Source organism: Natronobeatus ordinarius (assembly GCF_024362485.1).
Taxonomy (GTDB): Archaea; Halobacteriota; Halobacteria; order Halobacteriales; family Natrialbaceae; genus Natronobeatus; species Natronobeatus ordinarius.
In genome coordinates, this window is record NZ_CP101456.1 from 622624 (window position 1) to 644754 (window position 22131).

The 22131-nt window shown below is 61.8% G+C and carries 29 protein-coding genes, 1 tRNA gene and 1 other RNA gene; 16 read left to right on the plus strand and 15 right to left on the minus strand.

Annotated elements, in window-relative coordinates:
- Complete coding sequence (locus NMQ09_RS03220; RefSeq protein WP_255193010.1) at window positions 1–1146, plus strand: hypothetical protein; 1146 nt, start codon at window positions 1–3, stop codon at window positions 1144–1146.
- Between the two features lie 229 nt (window positions 1147–1375).
- Window positions 1376–1963: a tyrosine-type recombinase/integrase gene (locus tag NMQ09_RS03225; protein WP_345781278.1), complete on the plus strand. Its 588-nt coding sequence runs from the start codon at window positions 1376–1378 to the stop codon at window positions 1961–1963.
- Between the two features lie 6 nt (window positions 1964–1969).
- Here the strand turns inward: NMQ09_RS03225 and NMQ09_RS03230 are convergent, their stop codons facing one another.
- Window positions 1970–2158 carry a DUF8053 family protein gene (locus NMQ09_RS03230; protein WP_255193012.1) on the minus strand — a complete coding sequence of 63 codons (189 nt, stop codon included), beginning with the start codon at window positions 2156–2158 and terminating at the stop codon, window positions 1970–1972.
- Between the two features lie 89 nt (window positions 2159–2247).
- Between NMQ09_RS03230 and NMQ09_RS03235 the strand changes: the two genes are divergently transcribed.
- The 8 genes from NMQ09_RS03235 to NMQ09_RS03270 all read left to right on the plus strand — a co-directional run bounded on the left by NMQ09_RS03235 (window position 2248) and on the right by NMQ09_RS03270 (window position 8463).
- Window positions 2248–2640 carry a DUF8023 family protein gene (locus tag NMQ09_RS03235; protein ID WP_255193013.1) on the plus strand — a complete coding sequence of 131 codons (393 nt, stop codon included), beginning with the start codon at window positions 2248–2250 and terminating at the stop codon, window positions 2638–2640.
- A 5-nt stretch (window positions 2641–2645) separates the two neighbouring features.
- Window positions 2646–4409, plus strand: coding sequence for an Env/VP5 family phage fusion protein (locus NMQ09_RS03240; protein WP_255193014.1), 1764 nt, complete (start codon window positions 2646–2648; stop codon window positions 4407–4409).
- A gap of 26 nt (window positions 4410–4435) precedes the next feature.
- Window positions 4436–4945, plus strand: a complete 510-nt coding sequence (locus NMQ09_RS03245) for a DUF8063 family protein (RefSeq protein ID WP_255193015.1) — start codon at window positions 4436–4438, stop codon at window positions 4943–4945.
- Window positions 4942–5751: a hypothetical protein gene (locus NMQ09_RS03250; protein ID WP_255193016.1), complete on the plus strand. Its 810-nt coding sequence runs from the start codon at window positions 4942–4944 to the stop codon at window positions 5749–5751. The genes NMQ09_RS03245 and NMQ09_RS03250 overlap by 4 nt, the downstream gene beginning before the upstream one ends.
- A 189-nt stretch (window positions 5752–5940) precedes the next feature.
- A complete protein-coding gene (locus NMQ09_RS03255) occupies window positions 5941–6306 on the plus strand; it encodes a hypothetical protein (protein WP_255193017.1) in 366 nt (121 codons plus the stop codon).
- The gene (locus tag NMQ09_RS03260) at window positions 6299–7468 is read left to right on the plus strand and encodes a hypothetical protein (RefSeq protein WP_255193018.1); all 1170 of its coding nucleotides are present in this window, start codon (window positions 6299–6301) and stop codon (window positions 7466–7468) included. Before NMQ09_RS03255 ends, NMQ09_RS03260 begins: the two co-directional genes overlap by 8 nt.
- Before the next feature lie 145 nt (window positions 7469–7613).
- Window positions 7614–8000: a PD-(D/E)XK family putative nuclease gene (locus tag NMQ09_RS03265; protein ID WP_255193019.1), complete on the plus strand. Its 387-nt coding sequence runs from the start codon at window positions 7614–7616 to the stop codon at window positions 7998–8000.
- A gap of 100 nt (window positions 8001–8100) precedes the next feature.
- Complete coding sequence (locus NMQ09_RS03270) at window positions 8101–8463, plus strand: hypothetical protein (RefSeq protein WP_255193020.1); 363 nt, start codon at window positions 8101–8103, stop codon at window positions 8461–8463.
- 25 nt (window positions 8464–8488) lie between these two features.
- Here the strand turns inward: NMQ09_RS03270 and NMQ09_RS03275 are convergent, their stop codons facing one another.
- Window positions 8489–8974, minus strand: coding sequence for a hypothetical protein (locus NMQ09_RS03275; RefSeq protein ID WP_255193021.1), 486 nt, complete (start codon window positions 8972–8974; stop codon window positions 8489–8491).
- Window positions 8975–9102: 128 nt separating this feature from the next.
- Between NMQ09_RS03275 and NMQ09_RS03280 the strand changes: the two genes are divergently transcribed.
- A complete protein-coding gene (locus tag NMQ09_RS03280) occupies window positions 9103–9678 on the plus strand; it encodes a hypothetical protein (protein WP_255193022.1) in 576 nt (191 codons plus the stop codon).
- A gap of 268 nt (window positions 9679–9946) precedes the next feature.
- On the opposite strand, the gene NMQ09_RS03285 is transcribed toward NMQ09_RS03280, so the two are convergent.
- From NMQ09_RS03285 to NMQ09_RS03330, 10 genes are all read right to left on the minus strand, one after another.
- Complete coding sequence (locus NMQ09_RS03285; RefSeq protein ID WP_255193023.1) at window positions 9947–11569, minus strand: DUF7845 domain-containing protein; 1623 nt, start codon at window positions 11567–11569, stop codon at window positions 9947–9949.
- Entirely contained in the window at window positions 11566–11766 is a 201-nt protein-coding gene (locus NMQ09_RS03290; RefSeq protein ID WP_255193024.1) for a hypothetical protein, read from the minus strand. Before NMQ09_RS03290 ends, NMQ09_RS03285 begins: the two co-directional genes overlap by 4 nt.
- Window positions 11766–12278, minus strand: coding sequence for a DUF488 family protein, N3 subclade (locus tag NMQ09_RS03295; protein ID WP_255193025.1), 513 nt, complete (start codon window positions 12276–12278; stop codon window positions 11766–11768). Before NMQ09_RS03295 ends, NMQ09_RS03290 begins: the two co-directional genes overlap by 1 nt.
- Window positions 12275–12763 carry a PD-(D/E)XK family putative nuclease gene (locus NMQ09_RS03300; RefSeq protein WP_255193026.1) on the minus strand — a complete coding sequence of 163 codons (489 nt, stop codon included), beginning with the start codon at window positions 12761–12763 and terminating at the stop codon, window positions 12275–12277. Before NMQ09_RS03300 ends, NMQ09_RS03295 begins: the two co-directional genes overlap by 4 nt.
- Window positions 12764–12875: 112 nt before the next feature.
- A complete protein-coding gene (locus NMQ09_RS03305) occupies window positions 12876–12998 on the minus strand; it encodes a hypothetical protein (protein WP_255193027.1) in 123 nt (40 codons plus the stop codon).
- Complete coding sequence (locus NMQ09_RS03310) at window positions 12995–13231, minus strand: DUF7563 family protein (protein ID WP_255193028.1); 237 nt, start codon at window positions 13229–13231, stop codon at window positions 12995–12997. Before NMQ09_RS03310 ends, NMQ09_RS03305 begins: the two co-directional genes overlap by 4 nt.
- Before the next feature lie 168 nt (window positions 13232–13399).
- Window positions 13400–13474, minus strand: a tRNA-Ile gene (locus NMQ09_RS03315).
- A 112-nt stretch (window positions 13475–13586) separates the two neighbouring features.
- Window positions 13587–14177 carry a MogA/MoaB family molybdenum cofactor biosynthesis protein gene (locus NMQ09_RS03320; protein WP_255193029.1) on the minus strand — a complete coding sequence of 197 codons (591 nt, stop codon included), beginning with the start codon at window positions 14175–14177 and terminating at the stop codon, window positions 13587–13589.
- 144 nt (window positions 14178–14321) lie between these two features.
- The gene (locus NMQ09_RS03325; protein WP_255193030.1) at window positions 14322–15617 is read right to left on the minus strand and encodes a CobW family GTP-binding protein; all 1296 of its coding nucleotides are present in this window, start codon (window positions 15615–15617) and stop codon (window positions 14322–14324) included.
- Window positions 15617–16822 carry a GTP-binding protein gene (locus tag NMQ09_RS03330; RefSeq protein ID WP_255193031.1) on the minus strand — a complete coding sequence of 402 codons (1206 nt, stop codon included), beginning with the start codon at window positions 16820–16822 and terminating at the stop codon, window positions 15617–15619. Before NMQ09_RS03330 ends, NMQ09_RS03325 begins: the two co-directional genes overlap by 1 nt.
- Window positions 16823–16926: 104 nt before the next feature.
- Here NMQ09_RS03330 and NMQ09_RS03335 point away from each other — a divergent pair, with 104 nt between their 5' ends.
- Entirely contained in the window at window positions 16927–17349 is a 423-nt protein-coding gene (locus tag NMQ09_RS03335; RefSeq protein ID WP_255193032.1) for a CopG family ribbon-helix-helix protein, read from the plus strand.
- 78 nt (window positions 17350–17427) lie between these two features.
- Here NMQ09_RS03335 and NMQ09_RS03340 read toward each other — a convergent pair whose 3' ends face one another.
- Window positions 17428–18672, minus strand: coding sequence for an FAD/NAD(P)-binding protein (locus NMQ09_RS03340; RefSeq protein WP_255193033.1), 1245 nt, complete (start codon window positions 18670–18672; stop codon window positions 17428–17430).
- A 120-nt stretch (window positions 18673–18792) separates the two neighbouring features.
- Between NMQ09_RS03340 and NMQ09_RS03345 the strand changes: the two genes are divergently transcribed.
- From NMQ09_RS03345 to NMQ09_RS03355, 3 genes are read left to right on the plus strand one after another with little or no spacing between them, the layout of a single operon-like run.
- On the plus strand, window positions 18793–20058 hold the full coding sequence (locus NMQ09_RS03345) for a GTP-binding protein (RefSeq protein WP_255193034.1): 1266 nt from the start codon (window positions 18793–18795) through the stop codon (window positions 20056–20058).
- A gap of 2 nt (window positions 20059–20060) precedes the next feature.
- Window positions 20061–20255 carry a DUF7511 domain-containing protein gene (locus tag NMQ09_RS03350; protein ID WP_255193035.1) on the plus strand — a complete coding sequence of 65 codons (195 nt, stop codon included), beginning with the start codon at window positions 20061–20063 and terminating at the stop codon, window positions 20253–20255.
- Between the two features lie 27 nt (window positions 20256–20282).
- The gene (locus tag NMQ09_RS03355) at window positions 20283–20543 is read left to right on the plus strand and encodes a hypothetical protein (RefSeq protein WP_255193036.1); all 261 of its coding nucleotides are present in this window, start codon (window positions 20283–20285) and stop codon (window positions 20541–20543) included.
- A 29-nt stretch (window positions 20544–20572) separates the two neighbouring features.
- On the opposite strand, the gene rnpB is transcribed toward NMQ09_RS03355, so the two are convergent.
- An RNA gene (gene rnpB, locus NMQ09_RS03360) (RNase P RNA component) lies at window positions 20573–21084 on the minus strand.
- A 102-nt stretch (window positions 21085–21186) separates the two neighbouring features.
- On the opposite strand from rnpB, the gene NMQ09_RS03365 reads away from it, so the two are divergent.
- The gene (locus NMQ09_RS03365) at window positions 21187–21789 is read left to right on the plus strand and encodes a TIGR00296 family protein (RefSeq protein WP_255193037.1); all 603 of its coding nucleotides are present in this window, start codon (window positions 21187–21189) and stop codon (window positions 21787–21789) included.
- A gap of 3 nt (window positions 21790–21792) precedes the next feature.
- On the opposite strand, the gene NMQ09_RS03370 is transcribed toward NMQ09_RS03365, so the two are convergent.
- Window positions 21793–22053: a prepilin-type N-terminal cleavage/methylation domain-containing protein gene (locus tag NMQ09_RS03370; RefSeq protein WP_255193038.1), complete on the minus strand. Its 261-nt coding sequence runs from the start codon at window positions 22051–22053 to the stop codon at window positions 21793–21795.
- Window positions 22054–22131 lie beyond the last annotated feature (78 nt).

A 22131-nucleotide genomic window follows, 5' to 3' on the forward strand; every position in this document is an offset into this window, starting at 1 on the left:
ATGAGCGCCGATGACCTTTCTGAGGAAGAGGTCATCAGCCAGTTTCAGAATATTGTTGATATTAACACTGCCTATTTAGAGAGAAAAAACCAATATAAGAGTGAAATTCTATCTGACGAAGATCAAAGCGAACTCATTCGAGCCCGTCTCGAAGAAGGTATAGACCGGGATAAAAAACACGATAATTTGCTGAAGCAAACAATCTCCGCATTCCTCCCAGGAGGACCTATTGAATCGAAAACCGGTTGGACCTTTCTGGGTGCAGAACCATTATCTGAAAAGAATTTAGCTAATGCTGATGCATTATTTGGTAATCCAGAGCGTAACTTAGCGTTGCTCATTGAATGCAAAACAAGTGATAACAGACCTACAAACTCACTTGAACAAGTATATGATGCGGCAGAACAGCTTATGGAAAATAAAGGATATCTCTCTAATAAAATCGGAATGGAGATCGATGATATAGAATGTGCAATCTGTATCCCAAGTGTTGCAGACCGTCGTATTATAAATGAAATAGAAACGCATGAACGAGAGGGTCGTGACCGAGAGAGGATATACGTCTGGAGAATCCATTATTATGATGGTGAAACACTGGACCTTTATACAGACATAGACACTCGAACAGGTAGTGAATTAACTCATAATAGTGAACTCGCAAGCGTGCTAAAAGCAGGCGTTGAGTTGACGTACGGAAGACAGGTCATGCCTGCATTTTTCCCATCATCACATCCAGAGGTTATTATGGAGGAGGCAATGGGACTAATTCTGGAAAAGCGCTTGATCGAAGACAACTCTCTTAGATATTTCACAGGAAGTGAGCTACAGCGTGTGCTCAGTTCACAGAAGAATCTACCACACTACGATGCAGATGATATTGGAAAGCGACTATATGATGACCTAGTCGACCGATGTGAGCGCTTCAATCTCATTGAAGAAATACCACAGAGCGAATCAAAATTAGAGAAAGGTGAAGATGAAACCTATTATAAATACTGTGTCCGTGGGAAGTCAGTAGAGACCATTCTCAATAATTTACGTGATCGATATATTGAAAATGCTGTTAAACACCGGGCAGATATCATGGCAAAGAGAAGTGTAATTGATGAGTTCGATAAGGAACAGAGCTCTTTGGATCAATTTTGACAATGCTAGATGAGTGGGGGTTATATACAAACAGTTTACTTTTACACACTATCACTGTTGAGCTTCAGGGATGTTACTGCCTCGGTAGTGCTTGAGTAGTCAACCGGGGTACTTTTATCCGATTCTTCCAGGAAGTCGGACGGAATCCGCCGCGATCGTGCCGCCCACCCCCACCAAAACAGCTACGTCACCCCGGGTTGCCGTCCGGCTTGCTCGCAAGTCGGACACCATGAATCTTCAACAACATGAGAAACGAGACGACATGAAGGTCTGGCTCAGCCAGACCGAAGTGGAGCAGCTGCTCGAGGCGGCTCCCGACACCCAGAAACGACTCGCGTTCGCTCTCGGCGCGCGCTGTGGCCTTCGATCCCACGAGGTGCTCGACGTCACCCCGAAGGACGTCGTGAGCACCGACGCCGGAACGGTCCTGCGGGTTCGTGCCGGGAAAGGTGAGAAGTACCGCGAGACACCCGTTCCGCGCGATCTCGCGACGACGATTCGCACGGTGAGCGACGTTCGTGAGGCTCCGGCCAGTTCTCCGCTGCTCGAGATCTCGACGACGCGCTCGCTCCGGCGATGGCTCACCGCGAGCGCTGGCGAGCTACACCAGGAGACTGGCGACGACGGCTGGTTGCACCTGGGCTTTCACGACCTCCGGCGGACCTGGGCGACGTCGCTCGCCTCGGCCGACGTCGACCCGATGCTGGTTCTCGACTGGGGTGGCTGGAACGACCTGGAGACATTCCTCGAGCACTACCGCGGGACGTACTCACCTGACGCGCAACGACGAGAGCGAGAAAAAGTCGAGTGGCTCTGACCGATTCTATTCGTCAAACAGCCCGTCGACGAGTTCGACCGACCACTTCCCCTCGTCGACGTGGCGGATGTGGACGTGGTGTTCTCCCTCGAGGTCGCCCTGGTCGTTGAGCAACCCCTCAATCCGGAGGTCGTCTTTCGGTAGCGTGATGCCTGCCGAGTTGCGATCCAGCTGGCGAAGCTTGTTCAGTGCCATGGGATCGGCGGCAACCCGCCATGTCATAAAAGTTGCTGAGCCTTGGTTTTACTGACGTTTTCGACGCCCCGGAGAATTCGTGCGTGCGTATGGCTTCAGGCACAATCGACAAGATCGACATGATCGCGCTGTGGGTGTATCCCACAGCTGCGAGTATCGTCTTCGGCATCTGGACGTTGAATGTCCAGGTGCTCGGTGGGTACGACCTTTCGAGAGCGATTTTCACCGCCGGTTCGGTCGCTATCTCCGTGCCGTTGATCCTGGCCACGACGTCCATGCTGTGGATCTTGTGGACCAACGAGTTCGACGGCACGAACTACTCACAGGCGGAACGCTGGACGATGGTGGGGACGTTGGCCCTGCCGATCATCTACGAGTTCGTTCCGGTGTTCGCTTCGGCACTGCAAACGAGTGACTGGCTCCTCATCGGAGCGACCGGCCTGACGACCTTCTCGACCGTCTGGCTCAGCTACACGGAGTGATACTCATGAAGCTATCATCCACACAGCCCATCGCCCACAGGGTGTTCGTCCTCCTGGTCGGACTACTCTTGGTGACGTCGCTGGTCGCCCCGATCGCGACGACCGGTGTGGCGACTGCCGACGACGGAGACGACGATGACGAAGAGACTCCGACCGAGGTGAACTGCTACGATCCGAACCAGGCGGAGTTAGCTGCCGCCAGCCTGTACCACACCTGCGACTGGTCGGATGACGTCATCGATACTGATGGCCTGAACGGTGACGAGGCCATCATGCATTCGCGAGCGGTGAGCGAGGGTGAGGCGATCGACGCCCACACGGTGATGATCGACAATCATCTCACCGACACCTCCACGATCGCGAGCCTCGAGGCGCGCCACGCAATTGCAACGGCGTACGAGAACGGCAATTCCTCGACAGAGGCGCATACTGCTGCCCAGCAGGCGATCCGCGACTACTACGCGATGCACCAGCGAAATCACCTCGAGGTCCTGCACAAGGGACACCTCCAGTACGCCTACATCGCTGAGGAAGCGAACGATGACGGCGACATCTCTGATGAGTTCCTTACCGCGTCGATGAGTCCCCATCCTGACCGCGACGACAGCGGCGTCAGTGCGGTCTTCGTCGGTGGGACTGAGACGCTCGAGGTCGAGTTATCCAACGGCGAAACTCACGAGGTAGAGGCGTTGCGCGCTGAGTATGACGTCGATGACCTTCAGGATGGGAATCACGACATCGTACGCACCTCTACCAGACCGTTCCATCCAGTCAAAGAGACCTGGGAGTACAACGAGACGGCCGATCAGTTCGAGGTCGACGAGACGTTCAGCACAACCTGCGGTGCGTGTACTAACGTCAATCCCCGGCCAGCAGTGGCGCACGGCAACATCGTTGTGATGAACGTCGGTGGGGTCGACACTGGCGGGGTGCCCACTGGTGCCGTCATCGACCACCGTGACTGGTACAACACCTGGTCGGAAATTGAACAGCAGTCTGACCAGCTGGTCGTTAACTACGACCCGGCGTTCGTCAACGAGTTGTACGACGCCATGGACGCCGGAATCGTCGATCCCGGCGAAGTCCGATCGGCTGAGGGTCAGGTGCGTCACCTCTCTGGCGACAGCGACGTGACGTCCCATCGGTTCCAGGATGCGTTCCGAGCCTCGCTCTCGATGTCGAGCCCGGATCGAACGAACGCTTCGTCGATGGTCGTCCACTACAACGGTGCGATCGACCAGGAACGGTCGATCAACGAGACGACCGGCGACCGATCGATCGAGCCGACCGAGTACGTCAACGAGACGTACGAAGGGCTGTTGATGGTCTCCGGTGACGACATCCCTGAGGGTGGCCTCGAGGTCGGCGAGCCCTATCACACCGACGAGTTCAACCAGACGGTACAGCTCAACAACTTCGACGAAGGTGAGACGGTGACCTTCTACGACGGTGAATTCACGATCGAAGCGATGTACGACGACGGCGGCCAGGAGGTCGACGACGTTGACTGGAGCGCTCCCAAGTACGACTCCTACGACGCCGAGGAGTACGGCGCATACCTCGATAACATTGCAGACCTGAAAGACGCCATCGAGGACGACCACAGCGGTGGTTCGGTAATCGGTGGCGGCGGTGGCTGGCTGCCGTCGATGCCCGACTGGGGAACGCCGGACAGCCAGGACGCACTGATCGGCGTCGGCATCCTGGTCGTGATCCTCGCGCTCGTGGTGGTACTGGCGACGAACCTGCTCGACGCACTGGGGCCGTAACCATGTCCCGCTTTTCAGGTAGGGCGATGGTGGTAGTGCTGGCGCTCGCACTCGTAGCTGTGGGCATGGGCAGTGGGCTGGCCGCTGCCGATACCGGGGCAGAGAACGAGACGGCCGACCTCGAGGTGATCGCGATCGACGACGCGACGACGATCACCGACTGGGAGATCGACGACGGGCGGGCAACCGTCGAGATCCGCACGGAGATCTCCCGCGAGGTGGTGCTGTCGGACGCGGTGGCGGGCCTCACCCACGAAGGCGCGTCGCGCGTACCCGAGCAACGTCACGACCTCGAGCGCGGGACGCACACGCTGACGATGGACGTCGAGACGATCGACGACCGAGGGGCCGTCTCTGTCGCGACGACTGGCGGCGCGGTCAGGCTCTCGAGTGGCATCGAAACCAGTGACGATCCGTTCGACGCGTTCGGCGGTGCCAGTGGGCTGCTGTTCGGCATCGTCATGACGGTCGGACTGGCGGCGCTCGGGGCCGTCTACGTCCTTCGGACCGAGCAAACGGGGGTGGAGAAAGCATGAGCGAACTCTCACACACGTTCAACGACTGGAAGGACCGGCTGACGTACATCGTCGTCGAGGCGCAGCTGCTCGTCGTCGGCGTCTGTGTGTCGATCGCCGTCGCGCTGCTACTGATCCGGCCGTCGCTGCCCGGCGTGCCGCCGGTGGCGCTGGGGATGCTCGTTTCGCTGATGCTGTTCGGGCCGCCACTGTTCGGGCTGTTCGCCGTCGGCGCCGAACGGTTGCGCCAGCGGGATATGGTGACCGTATACCACATCAACGGTGTGACTGACGAGCGCGAGAAGTACTACGTCGCGCCGGAGCTGTGGGACCAGAAGACCGTCGACGGACCGTCTCCGTACGTGTGCAACGACGGCGATACGTACGAGGTCCGTGAATTCGAGTACTTCGAGGACCTGGACGAACTCCGGGTGACGGGCTGTTACTTCAGCAAGATCACGGACAGCAAGCTCGTGACGACGAAAGCGATGCTCGAGGACGTCCACGACACGTTCGCGCGGGCGTACCTCGAGTACAACCGACTCCGGGGCCGCATCAAGCGGATGGGACTCGAGATTCAGGCGGACGTCATCAACGAAGAGGCCGAGGCGGACGAACGCGGGCAGATGGCGCCGAAGACGGCCGTCGCCAAGCGATGGGAAGCGGCGAAAAAGGACGTCGAGCAGGCCGACATGGACGACATCCAGGACGCCGACAACTACGAGGAGACGTACATCGACGAACACGCGCCGAAGCCGGTCGCACCGGAGCCGCGACTGTACGACACCGTCCAGGCAGCCGAGACAGATGGAGGGACCGAAAGATGAGATACATCCACGACGGAACGGTTCGAAACCCGACGGTCGAGCCGCCGAAGCTGTTCATCGTCTGTGAAGACACGACTCACGGACGGGGACGAACTGATACGAGTCTCCTGTTCGCCGACCAGATCCGAAAGATGCGGGACAGCGTTCCGCTGATTGTCGGTCACGACTCCGGCCGGTGGAGGTGGTCCGATGATACGTGAGCGGACGAAGGCGATCGTCGCGCTGGCGTTCGCCGTGGGGCTCGTCTGTGGCCTCTGGGGCGGGCTGCTGTTGCTCCCGGCGGACGCACTGACCGTCCCGACGCAAGAGCGCACGGTCGGTGCTGACGGCGACACCCGTGAGCGACCGGCGTTCTATCCGGCTCCGCGAGTGTTCTTCGCGCTGACGATCGGCGCTCCGGCGCTGGCGGGCTACTACGCCTGGGGTCGGCTCGGCGATCGTGGTGCCGACGCCCTCGAGGACCTGGACGATCCCGGCCTCGAGGAGCCGCCAGCGACGGACGGGGGTATCGACGAGTCGACCGACGCGGACGTTCACGAGGCAATCTATGGCTGACGAACAGGACCTTTACACGACTGCACAGGCGCGCGAACATCAGGAAGGTTACAGCGGCCGGGAGAATCGCGAACTGCACGACCACAGCGGTGTGATCCGCGACGCGAAGCTGTCCCGTCAGCTGTCCATCCGGGCACTACACTACGATCCGTACCGCACGAGCCGCCCCGATAAGATGCCAGCGGCGAGCAAAGACCTCGAGAAACACCGCCACATCCGAAAAGTCGAAGGGACTGAAACCCTCCGCACGGCGCTCGAGAACGGCGATATGCCGACGATCAAGCACCTGGTCGGCGACTCGAGCCAGCGGGCGGACGTCTCCGGCATCAAGGCGATGGGGACGATAGACGAGCTGGTCGCTGGACCGGCACCGGTGATCGTCGTGCTCGGTGAAATGGGGGCCGGAAAGACCGACTTCGCCTGTCTGCTCGGCCAGCGGTGGCGCGATCTCCACGGCTCAGATTCCCTGGTCGGCACGAACATCCAGTCGCTCGAGGAGAAAAACCGCTGGGTGGACGGCGACGGCGACGTCCAGGACGGCTGGATTCCCGACTACGGCACCCTCATGGACTGGGTCGAACAGGACGGCGACCCGCTCGAGCACAGCCAACGACCCAAGCTGTTCCTCGGCGACGAGTTCTCTTCAGCCGCCAGCGGCACCGGGAAACAGGGTTACGAAACCCGCCAGAAGATGGCACCCCTGGTGTACAAGATCCGCAAGTACGGCGGGGCGTTGATCTACATCGCTCACGGCGAGTCGTCCATCCACCCGATGCTGTGGCGCGTCGGCAAGATCGTCAAGAAGGTCTCGCGAAAGAAGGCGATCGTCGCCGACAAGGTGAGCAACGGCGAGCTCCGGAAGATCGAAGCCGAGATTGAAGGCATCCCGCCGACGGACTGGCGGTACAACACCAAAGAGGCGAGCGACTGGCGCTGGTCGGCGTTCACCGACGAGGAGAACGACGGCCTCGAGGCGAGCGAGGCGGCCAAGGCAACGGCGATCTGGACGGCCATTCGCTGTAAAGAGGAAGGCCTGTCGAACCGTGAAACCGCGAAATACGTGCCGTACAGCCACGGTTGGGTCGGTTCACGCTGGCGTGAGTACACTGACGACGGGAAACACGCCGACACGCTTGCCAAAGTCGAGGAGGTAATTGCATGACCGCGTCGGGGTGGATGGCTGGATACGGATCCGAACCCCCCTTTACTGTCCCTGCGGGACAGCCCATATATGGTCCATTAGGCCCATCGCTCGAGTCTGACCAAGCGGAGTTGATATATATCGGCGCGCGAGGCGCGTGGTGTGCGTGAATCGCTCGAAGCGCGCCAACCACTTCGGCACGATCGTCGAGAAGCGCATGGCGAAGAAGCGTCGGTTCGAACTGGAACGCAGCTCGTGGCACGACGCGAAGTTCGGGAACGGGACGCCAGTCGAAATCAAGAGCACCATGCTTGAGCACGCCGATGGGCAGCCGGGAAACTTCAAGATCTATCGGAAATACCACGAGAAACTCCGGCGTCACGGTGGCTGGTACTGCTTCGTCATCTACCGACCACATGGGCGTTCAGGCTGTACGATCCTGAAACACCGAATGTGCAAGGCGTCGAATCTCCCGCTGCTCCGGTGGCACGGCGGGGGAGATCATCGAGGAACTCAGCAAGCAAAGCTCACCATTGCTTCTGTTTTCTCGTAGATTAACTCATGCAAATACCAGGGTGGCAGGTTATGTATATCTGGCACACGATTATATTTTCTCCAAAAAATTCATTTGGCTGTCTACTAGTTGGAAAGCTATGTCAGAAGTAACCGTCTTATTATCGCTACTCGAACTAATCGTTTTGATATTAACCGCGATCATTATCTCTCTTCAATTCACTTCTATCTTCTACTCACGTGTGTCTCACGAAGAGCAGGATGAAATTCGAAGTTATATTCCCGTAGAAATGATATTTGTTGGTGTGGCCTTCTTTGGTATTAGTGCCGTAGCAATAATTGTGTACTTGACAATCATTGTTGGGATTGGGTTGAATTGGATGGGGAGAATTGGTTTTGGAAGTATTATGTTGGTTTTCTCTATCGGTGTGATTCTTTTTGGGACTGCTATAATGACCGTTATTCAAGACATGATGAAAACGGACTTCGACAGAGACAGTTAGAACGTCTACCTTTGGATTGGTTCGATCACAATATACCTATAACTCCGAAAGTTAGCAATGATATCAAGATTATTAACAAAACTAACACTGCAGAATCAAAAAGAGAGGCTTCTCGAGTCGGATGTAACTTTAGCAGATACATTCTCCACAAGTACATGGCGATGATCATTACAAACGGAAGTGCTGCCCCTATTGATGATCCAGAGAAGGTATGAGGGTAGGCAAAACCGAACAGTAAAAATATGTATGCGCCAGACCCGAGGAGCATATACCATTCATTGAGTTTCCGATCACGTTCTTCGAGATCTTCTACATTCTCCTCTTTTGAGAGAATAGCAAACTCAGGCATTATACTCAAATATTGTAAGAAAGCTGTGATTCCCAAGATAAGGGTTCCAAGCACTATGTGGAGTTCATAATATTCTACATTGAGAGTTATCGCGGAAATTGTAGCACCAAATACAATAAGATTCAATTTGACTAATTCAAGTTTCAATCCACTATCTACCATCACCGCTAACATAATAACCGACACACATTATTGTTTTGGGCAAAGGGCAAGCACGCATTTGCCCTTCACCCTTGGAGGAATTAAGCATGAGAGAAAGACATTAAAAGATTAAATTGATTGCAAATACTATGGATGCTGAATCCACCTACCAAGCAATAGATGTCTTTTCAAGTCTTGTTCTTGCTATTTTCACAGTGGTTCTTGCGATAGCCACTTGGCGCTATTATGAACAAAGCAAGCTACAGGCGTCTGAAACAGCATCTCAAACAGAAGAAATGGGAAAGACCCGGAAGCTCAGGTATGAACCGAAAATGAAGGCAGGAATAACACTAATGGGTCCAAATTTCCATCTTGGATTCGTGAATATTGGTGGTGGAATTGCCCATGATGTTAAGGCTACTTATTGGGTAGAAGGTGTGAAAGAATACAAACAAAAATGGGGAACACAGGTACACTACCCAGAAGATAACTACAAAATGGGTATTCCCGTAGATGAATCTCCTGTTGGTGTAACAGGTGGTTATAGCGAAATTCAGTCCAAATTGGATGGTGGAGACGACACATTTGTAGTAGAATGGAACTATAAAAATGCAGCAGGAGAAGAGTTTAGTGAAACGCAGCGATTCTCTATTTCCGATAAAATTAAAGAACGTACTGAGGGAACCGAGTTTTACACTAATAAGGAAAGGGAGACGAGGTTCTAACCATCGTTTCGGGTGCTTCAACTGGAACGGCGTGGTGCGGAAGCGGGGCGGGTCGGTGTAATTTTTTGGCCTTGTCCCCTTGGGGACACCCGCCAAGGGGGTTTTCGCGCGAAGCGCGAAACGACCCCGCTGGCGACGCGGTGCGGCTGCGACGCGATCGCGTCGCTCGAGGCGACGACTTCAACAGCACTTGAGTAGCTGCCGCTATAGTCCAACCTGAGTTGCTGAAAGAAAGGCGACGAAAAGCGTTGCCACTACGGGGGTCGGTTCAGTGATCGGCGATGGCGCCGACGAATCCGGTTTCAGTCGTGCCGCCGGGCGTCGTCCAGGTCATCGACGTCCGCCGGAGCACCGCCGGATCGTTCCCTGAACGGGTCCACTTCTCGAGGGCTTCGCTCGCGACGCGCTGGGCAGTCTCGAAGCTGTCCGCTTTGAACCAGGAGAGAATGGTGTCGATCCGGAGTCGCTTCGGGTTGCCCTCCTGGTCGAACTCGAGGTCGGCGCCGTTTTCGGCGAGCCACCGCTGGAAAGGTGAGCACTCGGCGACGTGATCGGCGAGGCCCATCACGTGCTGGAGGCGGTCGGCGTAGCTGTCGATCGCGTACTCGGCGCTCTCGACGAGCGCACGGATCTCCTCGCGGTACTTCCGCACGCGGTAGGAGACGTGGCCCTCCTCGAGGTCGACGATCTCGCCGAGGTCGGTGATCGCCCGGTAGATCGTCGCGGGGTGTTTCCCCAGCTGGTCGGCGAGTTCGTCGACGTCGGCGCCGCCGTCGGTCGCGACGATTCCCGCGATCTCCTCGGCAGTGTCGCTCATGTCGCGAAGCGTCGTCAGCAGCAGGTGGTCCGTCTTCACCTCGAGGCGCGGCGTCGGGTCCGGATAGAGTTCGACGTGATCCTCACGCGCCACGGCGTCGAAGTGGTCGTCGGGGACGTAGACGCCGGTTGCATCGGGTGCGAGCGGGATGTCGTCCCACGCGAGGAAGTTCATCAGCGTCTCGTCAATCTCCTCGACGACGCGCTGGCGGTCGGCCCATGCCCATGCCTCACCGTCGTTCATCTTCTTGTTCGCCAGGACTTCCACTTTCGGGTGGTACGACGGGTGATCTTTCGACACCGCGTCGGGGTCGGCGAGCTGGTAGATCTCGAACTTTCGGCCGTAGGTGTGCCCCGGCAGCAGTTCGGCCACCGACGCCGGGTCGAGCACGAGCCGGTTCTGGTGGTTGATGACCTCTCGGTTGTCGATCTTCAGCTCGGCCTTCACCCCTTCCATATCCGTCAGGTGGTGGATCACCTTCTGGAGTACGCCCGACTTCGCCAGCGTCTCCGCGCGCTCACGGCGAACGCGGACGTACCGCTCGTGTGCCCACTCGCGGCTGTACTCGGGGTGTGGCGGCTTTCGGAAGTACTCGTGATAGATCGGCTCACCGGCGGCCTCGAAGATCGCGGCGTAGATCTCCGGCAGCAACTCGAGGGCGCGCTCGGGTTCGACGTTCGACGGCTCGTACTCGACGTCGACGCCGTCGACCTCACCGAACTGTGATTCCCACGGCAGGTTCACGCGATCGCCCGTCTGCCAGTGACGGAGGTTCGGATGTCGGGGAGAGATGTTGTAATACAGCTTCGACTCACCCTGTCCCCGAGCCGTAATGTCCCACTCGTACAGCCGCGAGGCGTTGATGTTGTCCCGTGGGCGGGGGGCGAACCCCGACTTCGAGTAGGCCACCTGGATGTGCCACGGCTCGCCGTCGACCTCGACGTCCAGCTCGAGGTATCCCTCGAACGGTGGGCCGAGCATCACGCTCGAGAGCGCGTCGTACGGGCCGCGCCCCCAGTCGTCCCACTTCCAGCGGCCGTGAGACTCGTGAGGGGTGGTCTCGACCTGGGTCACGCCAACCCCTCCCGTTCTGCGAAACAGTCCGGACAGAGCGGCACCGACTGGCCGAAGCGGGTGCTCACCTCGTAGCCAACGTATCCACAGTCGAGACACTCAGACCAGACCTCCGACTCATCGGGCTCCTCGTGGGCTATGGGCTCGTCGTCGGCCGGGTCCTGTGGCTCGAGGCCGAAGGCGGTCAGGTCGCTCATCACGCACCTCCGGCTCCAGCGAAGTCAGCGAGACTCGCTTCCGGCGACTCATCGGGTTCCTCGAGGGGGATCGTCGACGGGTCCGGGTGGTGGACGACGTCGACGTCCTCGAGGTCGGCGACGATCGCGTTCGCGAGCAGCCGCCGGTGACACCAGCGGGCGTCTTTCTCCCAGCAGACGAGCCAGACGTCACGCTCGCGAGCGCGATCGCGCAGCTCGTCGACGACCAGACTCGGTCCCGGCTGCTCGAGGTGAGCGAGATACCGCGGCTCGTACCGAACAGAGTCCCAGGCGATCGCCGACGGGTTCGGATCGCCGTTCCGGTCGGCCGCGTTCTCGACGGTCTTGAACGCCTCGAGGAGATCGGCCGGAGGCGCAACGGCCGGGATGTTCCGGTCGGTGAGCCGCTCGACGAAATCCTTCGGATAGCGAACGACGCCGAAGACGTCGTCAGCCTCAGCGGGTTCGAATCGGGAGTTCAGCCCGCCGAAGTAGGCCGTTCGAACCGTCACGGCCGCTCACCCCCATCGCGGTCGACTTCGGCCGGGTCGAAGATCCGGCTCCAGGACAGCTGGGCGTAGTCCGGTCGGTCACCGGCGTCGATCCACGACGACACCAGCTCGTCGACGATCGTCGCCGGGACGATCTTCACCGCGATCACGTCGCGGGAGGGGGCCGGAACACAGACGGCGAACAGGTACACCGCCCCGTGCTCGAGCAGGTGGCGGTGTTGCTGTTCCCGGAGGTAGTACCGGCCTCGAGTCTGGTTCTCGCCGTAGACGACCATCACCGACTTGATCTCGACGAGCGTGCCGACCTCGAGGACCGGGAGCGCGACGGTCGGCACGTCCGCCCGCGGCACCAGGACGTCGGCCACCCGCGCGTCGACGTGTTCGTTCTCGACGTCGCGGACGTACTCGAGTTCCGGCACCCGCTCGAGGACCGCGGCCTCGGCGGTCTCGCCCGCGTGTTTCGACGACGCTCGAGCGGCGCTCACAGCGGACCACCTCGCGCACGACGGACTTCGCGAGCACAGTCGGGACAGAGCCGCCGAGAGACGTCGACAGTGGCCTCACATCGCGCACACTCGTCGGACTCGACGAGACGGCTCATCGCGAACCACCGTCCTCGAGGTTCTCGGTCAGCGACCGCGTGACGACCACCCAGTACCCGGCGCGGCGTTCGCGACGCTCGACGTCGTACAGCCGGTTCGCCGGAACGAACGGCGTCATCGCGGCTCACCTCCGTGGCGCCCCGCGGACGTCTCCGGGTCCGGGATCGGGACGTCGACGCCAGCAGCGGAGCCGCGGCTCAGTCGGGCGTAGCTATCACACTCGCCACAGCGGTGGGCGCGGTCGCGATCGTCACCGAACACTCGGCAGAACTGGTCAGTGACGTGGGAACCACAGTGGAGGCACCTCGAGGTACTGGCCGACTGCCAGGTGTGAACGCTCACGCCGACCACCCCGTTTCGGCTACTAATTTCGCAAGACGGCGGAGACCCGGAACCAGTGACTGGTTCGGTTCTGGTTTCGAACCAGCTAACCGAGAAAGCGATAATCGGCGACTCAGGTGGCTAAGGCGCTCGTTATGGGCCGAATTGATTTCGGCCACACTTCGAGTTTTTTGCGCATGGGCCCTGACGGATTCGAACCATCGACCACTCGGTTATGAGCCGAGCGCTCTAACCAGACTGAGCTAAGGGCCCCTCACTCGGTGGAAAAACGTGCGCGATAGTTAATCCTTGCTGTCCGATTTCGTCCGCCCCGTCCAGCCTCGAGCGACTACGTGACGAGCTCGAGCGGAGCGTCGACGAATCGTTACTCGTCGGTTCCGTATTCGGCGAGCGACTGGTCGGTCGCGTCGACCCGGTGGGCCGTCGCCAGGCCGGCGAGGTGGGGCGCTTCGGGGACGATCAGTTTCTCACAGGCGGTCCGGCAGGCGTTCTTGCTCCCCGGGAGGCAGAAGACGGGCGTGTCGGCGGCGATGCCGGCGGTCGCGCGCGAGGCCATCGCTCGAGTGCCGACCTCGTCCCACGAGAGCGATCGGAATAACTCGCCGAAGCCGGGCAGCTCGCGCTCGAACAGTGCCGAGGTTGCCTCGGGCGAGACGTCGTCGGCGGTGACGCCCGTCCCGCCGGTGGTGACGACGACGTCGACGTCCCGGCGGGCGACCAGGCTCCGGACCGCCGTCCGGATCGTTGCGTAGTCGTCGCGGACGAGTTCGCGCACGCGGACTTCGTGGCTCTCGGCCTCGAAGCATGCCTGGATCGTGTCGCCGCCGGGGTCGTCGGGGTCTTCCTCGCCGGCGCGCGAGGTCGAGACCGTCACGATCGCGACGTACAGCGGGTCGATGACGTCGTGGCCGTGGTCGTCGGTCGTTCGCCTGTCGGCTGCGTCGTCAGTGGCCATGTGGGTGTGTGATAGTCGAGAGGCGAAATAACCTCGCCTCACAGAACCCTGGCGACGATCTGAGTCATCCAGCGTTCGAATCCGGCTCCGAAGACTCGAGTTCGACCTGCCCGTCGTCGATCGCTCGAGGCCGATTCGCCGTCGTCAATCGCTCGAGTTCGACTCCACCGACTCTCGCGTCGAAACTATCATCGTCTCGCCCATCGCCGTCGGCGTCGGGTTCTCGAACGTCGACGGGTCGGCCGCGAGTTCCTCGTCGGTAACGAGACTGTCGTCGAGGCGGGCCGTCAGCGCCTCACGGTCGAGGCTTCGGCCGATGAGCGCGAGGCGGATCTCTCGGTCGCCGTGGTCGTCGTCCCAGGGGAGGTCCGGCTGGCCCTTCCGGTAGGTCTCCTGTTGTTGCTCGGAGAAGCTGGCGATCCAGCGGCCGGTGACCTCGAGGCTGGTCTCGGTGCCGGCGGTACTCATCGTGATGGCCTGGCGGTCACGACCGGCGATCCAGCACAGCCCCTTCGCGCGGACGAGTTCGGGCGGCAGGTCGGCGAGCAACTCGAGGAAGCGTTCGGGATGAAACGGCCGGACTCGGTGGTAGGTGTCGACCTCGATACCGTACTGCTCCGGCGGATGTGCGTGGTCGTGGCCGTGACCGTGGTCGTGGCCACTGTCCCCGTGGTCGTGGTCGTGATCGTTGTGACGATCGTCCGACCCATGGTCGTGCTCGTCCACGTCCGCGGCCGCCTCGACCGCCTGCTTCCAGCCCGCCGACTCACGGGCGGCCGTGAGGTCGAACCGGCCGGTCTCGAGCAGCGTCTCCGGCGCCACCTCGCCGTACTCGGTCGTCACGATTTCTGCACCTGGCTGGAGGGTTTCGAGCAGCGCCACCACGCGCTCGCGTTCGGCGTCGCTCACGAGGTCGCACTTGTTGAGCACGAGGAGGTCGCAGAACTCGACTTGCTCGAGCCAGAGGTCGGCGAGCGGCTTCGCCCCGTCCTCGTCGGGACCCTGCCGAACGGGCTCGCCGTCGCCGTCGGCGAAGGCGTCGTGGAACCGGCGGGCGTCGACGACGGTGACGATCGTGTCGAGGTCGTAGGGCCCCCCGGCTGGGCCGCGGACGAACTGGTGGGCGATCGGTTCGGGCTCGCTCACACCCGAGGCCTCGACGACGAGCGCGTCGAAGTCGTACGCCTTCCAGAGGCGGACGACCGATCGGGAGAGTTCGCCCCCGAGGCTGCAGCAGATGCAGCCGTTCTCGAGGGCGAGCACCTCTTCGCCTTCCTCGAGGCTGGTGCGCGCTTCGACGAGGTCGGCGTCGACGTTCACCTCGCCGACGTCGTTGACGACGACGGCGACGTCGCGATCGTCGGCCTCGAGCAGGGTCGTGAGCAGGGTCGTCTTCCCCGCGCCGAGGCCACCACAGAGGACGGTGACGGGAACTGCCATTACTCGTTCGAGAGCGCGAGTTCACGTCGGTCTTGCGGTTCGAACGGATCGGGATAGCGCTCCCAGTCGTCGGCCAGCTCGGCGTCGGTGAGCAGACAGTCGTCCAGCCGGTCGATCAGCGCGTCGGCGTCGAACTCACGGCCGATGAACACCAGCCGGGTCAGCCGGTCACCCCACTCCTCGTCCCAGTCTTCCTCGAGGCCGGGCCGGACGGCGAAGTACTGCTCGCGCGTGGCCTCGGGCAGGGTCGCGAGCCACTCCCCTGCGGGCCCCGCTCGAACCGACGTCCCCGCCTTGTCGAGTCCCATCGCGACGTCTTCTCGGCCGGCGCTCCAGAAGAAGCCCTTCGCGCGGATCAGCTCGTCGGGAAGGTGAGGGAGGAGCGAGGCGATTCGCTCGGGGTGGAACGGCCGATCGCGTTCGTAGACGAACGACGTCACGCCGTGTTCTTCCAGCGGGTCGTGGTGGTGGTCGTGCTGGAGTTCGTGCTTCCAGCCCGCCGACTGTCTGGCCGTCGCGAAGTCGAACCTGCCCGTTCCCAGAATCTCTCCGGGATCGACGTCACCGAACTCCGTCCGGACGAGCGTCGCCTGTGGCTGCAGTCGCTCGAGGACGGCCTCGATCTCCTCGAGGGCGTCGTCGGGGACGAGGTCGCACTTGTTGAGCACGAGAACGTCGCAGAACTCGATCTGGTCTACGAGCACTTCCTCGGGGACGCGCCCGGCCTCGGCCGTCAGTTGGCCGCTCGTCAGCGCCCCACCGGCGTCGAATGACTCCCAAAAGCTGAACGCGTCGACCACGGTTACCATCGTGTCGAGTTCGTACGTCCCCGTGGGGTCGAAGTCCGCGTCCTCGAACCCGAGCGTGAACGTCTGGGCGACGGGGATCGGTTCTGAGATCCCCGACGATTCGACCAGCAGGTACTCGAACTCCCGTCGCTCGGCGAGTCGGCCCACTTCCTCGAGCATGTCCCCGCGCAGCCGACAGCAGATGCAGCCGTTCGAGAGCTCGACGATCTCCTCGTCGCCGTCGAGGTCGGTCTGCTGGGCGACGTGTTCGGCGTCGACGTTCACCTCGCCCATGTCGTTGACCACGACCGCCACCTCGAGGCCGTGGTCTGCGGTCAGCACGTGATTCAGCACGGTCGTCTTGCCGGCGCCGAGGCTGCCGCTCAGGACGGTCACCGGGATGGCGTCGTCGCTCATTAGACGATCGATGATATGATCTGAGACTACTTCAATACTAGTTATTACATAATCAAAGTACTATGAATAACAACTTATACTATTTTGGCTACGGGAGGTAGCATATGCCCGTCGTCAGCGTCTCGATGCCGGCCGACTTGATCGAACGACTCGACGAGTTCGCCGACGAACACGGCTACACCGGACGGAGCGAGGTCGTCCGCGAGGGAGCACGGATCCTGCTCGAGGAGTTCGAGGACGAGCGACTCGAGGATCGCCCGCTCGCAGGGGTCGTAAGCGTTCGCTACAGCTACGGGACCAACGGCGTCGAGCGTCGGGTCACTCGGTTGCGCCACGAACACGAAGCGCAACTCACCTCGAACGTCCACAGCCACGTCGGCGACTCCTGTCTGGAACTGTTCGTCCTCGAGGGATCACTCGAGGACGTCTCGGCGTTCGTCGGTCGGGCCCGATCGATCGAGGACGTCGCGTCCGTCGAGTACACGGTGATTCCGCTGGACACCGTGGAGGGGGACGCGGACGGCTGAGCTCCGGCTCGAATCGCCGACGTTCGATCGCGAACAGGTGTGCAACGACGGTCACGCTCTACAGCAACCGTTGAAAGTTCAACGAATACTATAGTTCGAACCGGCGACCGCGTCGAGTCGGCGGCGCTCGAGCGTCGCCGCGATCCGCTCGGCCGCCCGTCGCGCCCCGGCGACGTTCCCGGCGAGCGGGCCCACCGTCCCGGCCGCGAGCGCGCCGGTGACGAACACGCTCGAGGGGTCGCCGTCGACTCGTCGCCAGGCGAGCGTCCGATCCTCGAGGACGGGCATTCCGCGGTAGCCGCGCTCGAGGCCGAGCTCGTCGGCGACTCGCTCGACGAACGGGTGGTCGAAGACGGGGGCGAAACCGGTGGCGAGGACGACGCGGTCGGTCTCGAGACAGCCGCCGTCGGCGAGGACCAGCCGCACACTGTCGTCGACCGCGCGGGCCGACTCGACCTCGCCGCGTCTGACCGTGAGGCGGCCGGCGTCGACGGCCGCTTCGATCCGGTCGTGGACGTACGGCGGGACGGTGGCGTCGTTGCGGGCGTCCCTGACGACGCGGAGGCGGGCCTGCGAACCCGGTGGGTGGACGTGGAGGTGGCTCGCGACGTGGTTCCAGTTGATCCAGCGCGGATCGGCCTCGGTGATCTCTCGTTCGAAGGGGTGACGCGCCAGCAACGTCACCGACTCGCGCTCGGCCAGGCAGGTGGCGAGCTGGCCCGCCGTGATCCCGCCCCCGACGACGACCGTCTCCGCGGCGGGTTCGTCGGGGTCGAAGCCGTCCCAGACGTGGTCGATCCCCTCGACGCTCTCGGCCCACGCGGGCACGCGATAGCGGCCGCCGTGGCCGATTGCGAGGGCACAGTGGCGCGCCCGGATCGGCCCCTCGTCGGTCTCGAGGACGAGTCCACCGTCCGCTCTCTCTCGGATCGTCTCGACGGCGGCTCGCCGGTGGAGTTCGTCGAGCCCGTTGCCGTCGATCACGTAGTCGGCGTAGTCGAGAAAGAGCGACAGCGACGGCCGTCGGGGATAGCCCGGCGTCGGTCGGAGTTCGTCCTCGCGGTCGCGGGCCTCCGCGAAACTCTCGAGTCCGAACGGCTCGGTGCCGACGTGGTGGACGAACGTCGATCGCAGTTCGTCCATCTCACACGCCCGAGCCTTGCGTCGAAACGACTCGAGTAGCCGGTCGTGCGGGTCGACGATCGCGATCTCATCGCGGTCGAGCCCCCCGTCCTCGAGCAGTCGCTGGCTCAGGTACGTCCCGTGGATCCCGCCGCCGACGATGGCACACGCAAGCGGCGTGGATCGATCGTTCGGGGTCATTGGATCGGCAGCCGGACTCGGTTGATCGATGTCCGGCGATACGAGAATCGACATCGCCGATAATAAAGGCTGTGAAGACAACAGCAAGAATTATTAATTTGGACGGGCTTCGAGTAGTCGATGAGTGATTACTCGACACCGGTCACCGTCCTCAGTGGGACGCTGGGTGCCGGCAAGACGACCGTGCTCAACCACGTCCTGGCCGAGAGCGGCGATCGCGACCTCGCCGTGCTCGTCAACGACATGGGCGAGGTGAACGTCGACGCCGACCTCGTCGCCGAATCCTCCGACATCACAGAAGACGAAGAGGAGCTGATCGAGCTCTCGAACGGCTGTATCTGCTGTGAGCTCCGTGGTGACTTACTCGACGCCATCGCCGAACTCACCCACGAGCGCCAGTTCGACGCGATCGTCGTCGAGTCGACGGGCGTCGCCGAACCGCTCCCCGTCGCCCAGACGCTCACGCTCGGCTTCGACCAGTCGGACCTCGACCCCACCGAGTTCTACGAGGAGACCGGCGTCGAACCGCTCGAGCACTGCCACCTCGACACCACTGTCACGGTCGTCGACGCCCACCAGTTCCAGCGGGCGATGGAGGCCGAGGAGGTCCTCGACGACGACGGCACGAAAAAACACCTCGGCGACCTCTTGATCGAGCAGGTCGAGTTCTGTGACGTCCTCGTGCTCAACAAGTGTGACCTCGTCGACGAGGAGACGCTCGCGGAGGTCGAGGAGACGGTCGCCGCCCTCCAGCCTCGCGCCGAGATCGTCCACACGACCCACGGGAAGGTCGACCCCGAGGCGATCATCGAGACGGGCCGCTTCGACTTCGAGGCGGCTCGACAGTCTGCGGGCTGGATGCAGGAGCTCCAGGCAGAACACGAGTCCGCCGAGGAGGAACACGGCGTCACCTCCTTCGTCTTCGACGCCCGCGGTCCGCTGCACCCCGAGCGGTTCGCCGACTTCCTCGACTCGTTGTCCGACGACGTCGTTCGCTCGAAAGGCCACTTCTGGCTCGCCGGCCGCGAGGACGAGGCGCTGACGTTCAACGTCGCCGGCCAGTCGATCCGCGTCGGCCCCGGCGGGAAGTGGCTCGCGGCGCTCCCGCCCGAAGAGCGCGAGGCCCAGCTCGAGGCGTACCCCCAGCTCGCCGAGGACTGGGACGACGAGTGGGGCGACCGGAACGTGCTCTTCGTGTTCATCGGCGTCGAGATGGATCACGAGGCGATCCGGGCCGACCTCGAGGACTGCCTGCTCACCGAGGCGGAGTTCGACGAGGACTGGTCGACCTACGAAGACCGGTTCCCGACGTTCGAGTACGAGCCACAGGACGACGCCCCCGAAGCCGACCCCGACGCCCAGGAAGAGGTCGGCCTGGCGGACTGATCGTGGGCGCGCGACGCTCCCGCCCGGATTCCGACCGAGACGCCCGACTCCCCACTGACGCGCGAGCGATCCTCGAGCGGTACGACGACGCCCCCGACCTGTGTACGATCTACGACGCTTCGATCCCGCGGCGGATCGACACCACCTGGATCTCCGCCGAGGAGGGGTCGTTCGTCGACCTCGAGGACGCTCGGTGACCACCGCAGGCGAACGCACTACACACCATGTCGACAGCATTCCAGACCGCAGTCAGAACGAACGTACAGCACGACACCCGACTCGAAGCGATCGACCGACTCGCCAAGCGCGGCGAGCGAGGCAACCTCGCGCTCCTCGTCGAGCTGGGCGGCCTCAGCGGCGAGTACCGTCGGTACGCACTCGAGCGACTCGCCGACTGTGGCGGACGCGAGGAACTGGCCGACCTGGCCGAGGAGACGACGGTCGATCCCTCGCTCCGGCGGCGGGCCGACGAACTCGTTAGGTAAAGGGCGTCGCCACTCGAGGCAGTGAACACGGGTGAGAGGAGTAAGCCCCCTTCTGTTCGGCCCGGCATTCGGCTGAGCGTCCGCGCCCGCCGCGGCGAACCGCGGGGTGTTCGAGCTACCTGGAACGCGGACTTGCACCGGTGAGGGTTCGCCGTTCCATCGATCCTCGGCCGTCTGCGCGTGGTCAGTCACGCCGAGCGTGACTCGCGGGTTCGAACCGCGACGATCGACCACACGCGGCGAGCGGCGGCTGCCGTTCACCTGTCGACGATTCTCGTGCCGGAGGCACTCCGAATCGCCCTCCCTCTGCGGGTTAACTTCCCTTCCTTGCGGTCGGGTTCGCGCGCATCATCGGTCGGGCCGAGACGTGTCGTTTCTGTTCCAGAGCCAGCTGTCTCCAACTCCGGGCTTGCGCCCGGTCACCTGCTCGAACGGTGGGGGGACTTTCCTCGCGGGCGCGTGTCGACCACGAGGGTCGACACACGTTGGACAGTCGCGCCGTCGCCGGCACGACCGCCGTGGCAGCCAGGCTCTCTCTCCCACCGAAGCGTAGGAGTCTCGAGCCAATAAGTCCCTCGATGGCAAATTTCGCCGGATGATCGAAGGGAAGCGTTTTAGACCGGTAACGACCATGTACGTTTGTATGTCCCAGCGACAGGGCGTCGATCTCTCTTACGAGGACGGGGCTCGCGCCGTCGAACTCGCGCGCGAGGCCGTCGACTCTTACGTACGACACGGGCAGCGAGAGCATCCGGGCAGCATGCGCGAAGCGTTCTACGAGCGAACGGGGGCGTTCGTTCGACTCGAGTCGACCTGTGGCCGACGGAGCCTCCGTGGCTGTGCCGGTGGCTACCAGTCGGGCGACCAGCTCGGCCACGCCATCGTCGACGCGGCGATCGAAGCCGCGAGCGACAGCTCCTGTGGCTCGGAGGTCACGCCGTCTGAGTTGCCGAACCTCACCGTCTCGGTCTGTACGGTTCGGAACGTCGTCCTGACCGACGATCCGCTCGCCGACCTCGAGCTCGGCACTCACGGCGTCGCGATCGACGGCGGCGGCAAGAGCGGCTGGCTCTATCCGACCGTCCCCGTCGAGAACGGCTGGACCGAACAGGAGTACCTCGACCGAACCTGCCGGAAAGCCGGCCTCGCCCCGACGGCCTGGCAGGACGACGACACCATCGTCACCCTCTTCGAAGGACAGGTCTTCCGCGAGCGGGAGGGCGACGGCGGCGTCGAACAGCTGTAGTCGTCACGACCGTTGACCGGGACGTTCGTCCAGCTCCTCGAGCTTCGCGTCGAGTACTTTCGAGAGCGACGCCATCACGACGACGACTACGAAGTAGAGGGCGACGAGCGTGACGGCGAGGGCAACGAGGAGTTCCGGGAGCGTGAACGCCCCAGAGAAGATCACCGGGTTGACGAGAGACGCCACGAGGATGATCGCGACGAGCCGACCGAACAGCCAGTTCGCGATTTCGACGTGCGTCTCCGCGGACGTGGGTTCCGCCATGGTGGCTACTCCTTCTCAAAAGGTATTAGAATTCCGATAATTGCCGTTCGATCGTTCGCTCGAGCGAGCCCCCGAATC

Excerpts from the sequence above, each read along its gene's own strand:
- NMQ09_RS03220 (WP_255193010.1), top strand. The coding sequence starts at position 1 with ATGAGCGCCGATGACCTTTCTGAGGAAGAGGTCATCAGCCAGTTTCAG.
- NMQ09_RS03225 (WP_345781278.1), top strand. The coding sequence starts at position 1,376 with ATGAATCTTCAACAACATGAGAAACGAGACGACATGAAGGTCTGGCTC.
- NMQ09_RS03230 (WP_255193012.1), bottom strand. The coding sequence starts at position 2,158 with ATGGCACTGAACAAGCTTCGCCAGCTGGATCGCAACTCGGCAGGCATC.
- NMQ09_RS03235 (WP_255193013.1), top strand. The coding sequence starts at position 2,248 with ATGGCTTCAGGCACAATCGACAAGATCGACATGATCGCGCTGTGGGTG.
- NMQ09_RS03240 (WP_255193014.1), top strand. The coding sequence starts at position 2,646 with ATGAAGCTATCATCCACACAGCCCATCGCCCACAGGGTGTTCGTCCTC.
- NMQ09_RS03245 (WP_255193015.1), top strand. The coding sequence starts at position 4,436 with ATGGTGGTAGTGCTGGCGCTCGCACTCGTAGCTGTGGGCATGGGCAGT.
- NMQ09_RS03250 (WP_255193016.1), top strand. The coding sequence starts at position 4,942 with ATGAGCGAACTCTCACACACGTTCAACGACTGGAAGGACCGGCTGACG.
- NMQ09_RS03255 (WP_255193017.1), top strand. The coding sequence starts at position 5,941 with ATGATACGTGAGCGGACGAAGGCGATCGTCGCGCTGGCGTTCGCCGTG.
- NMQ09_RS03260 (WP_255193018.1), top strand. The coding sequence starts at position 6,299 with ATGGCTGACGAACAGGACCTTTACACGACTGCACAGGCGCGCGAACAT.
- NMQ09_RS03270 (WP_255193020.1), top strand. The coding sequence starts at position 8,101 with ATGTCAGAAGTAACCGTCTTATTATCGCTACTCGAACTAATCGTTTTG.
- NMQ09_RS03275 (WP_255193021.1), bottom strand. The coding sequence starts at position 8,974 with ATGGTAGATAGTGGATTGAAACTTGAATTAGTCAAATTGAATCTTATT.
- NMQ09_RS03280 (WP_255193022.1), top strand. The coding sequence starts at position 9,103 with ATGGATGCTGAATCCACCTACCAAGCAATAGATGTCTTTTCAAGTCTT.
- NMQ09_RS03290 (WP_255193024.1), bottom strand. The coding sequence starts at position 11,766 with ATGAGCGACCTGACCGCCTTCGGCCTCGAGCCACAGGACCCGGCCGAC.
- NMQ09_RS03305 (WP_255193027.1), bottom strand. The coding sequence starts at position 12,998 with ATGACGCCGTTCGTTCCGGCGAACCGGCTGTACGACGTCGAGCGTCGC.
- NMQ09_RS03320 (WP_255193029.1), bottom strand. The coding sequence starts at position 14,177 with ATGGCCACTGACGACGCAGCCGACAGGCGAACGACCGACGACCACGGC.
- NMQ09_RS03325 (WP_255193030.1), bottom strand. The coding sequence starts at position 15,617 with ATGGCAGTTCCCGTCACCGTCCTCTGTGGTGGCCTCGGCGCGGGGAAG.
- NMQ09_RS03330 (WP_255193031.1), bottom strand. The coding sequence starts at position 16,822 with ATGAGCGACGACGCCATCCCGGTGACCGTCCTGAGCGGCAGCCTCGGC.
- NMQ09_RS03335 (WP_255193032.1), top strand. The coding sequence starts at position 16,927 with ATGCCCGTCGTCAGCGTCTCGATGCCGGCCGACTTGATCGAACGACTC.
- NMQ09_RS03340 (WP_255193033.1), bottom strand. The coding sequence starts at position 18,672 with ATGACCCCGAACGATCGATCCACGCCGCTTGCGTGTGCCATCGTCGGC.
- NMQ09_RS03345 (WP_255193034.1), top strand. The coding sequence starts at position 18,793 with ATGAGTGATTACTCGACACCGGTCACCGTCCTCAGTGGGACGCTGGGT.
- NMQ09_RS03355 (WP_255193036.1), top strand. The coding sequence starts at position 20,283 with ATGTCGACAGCATTCCAGACCGCAGTCAGAACGAACGTACAGCACGAC.
- NMQ09_RS03365 (WP_255193037.1), top strand. The coding sequence starts at position 21,187 with ATGTCCCAGCGACAGGGCGTCGATCTCTCTTACGAGGACGGGGCTCGC.
- NMQ09_RS03370 (WP_255193038.1), bottom strand. The coding sequence starts at position 22,053 with ATGGCGGAACCCACGTCCGCGGAGACGCACGTCGAAATCGCGAACTGG.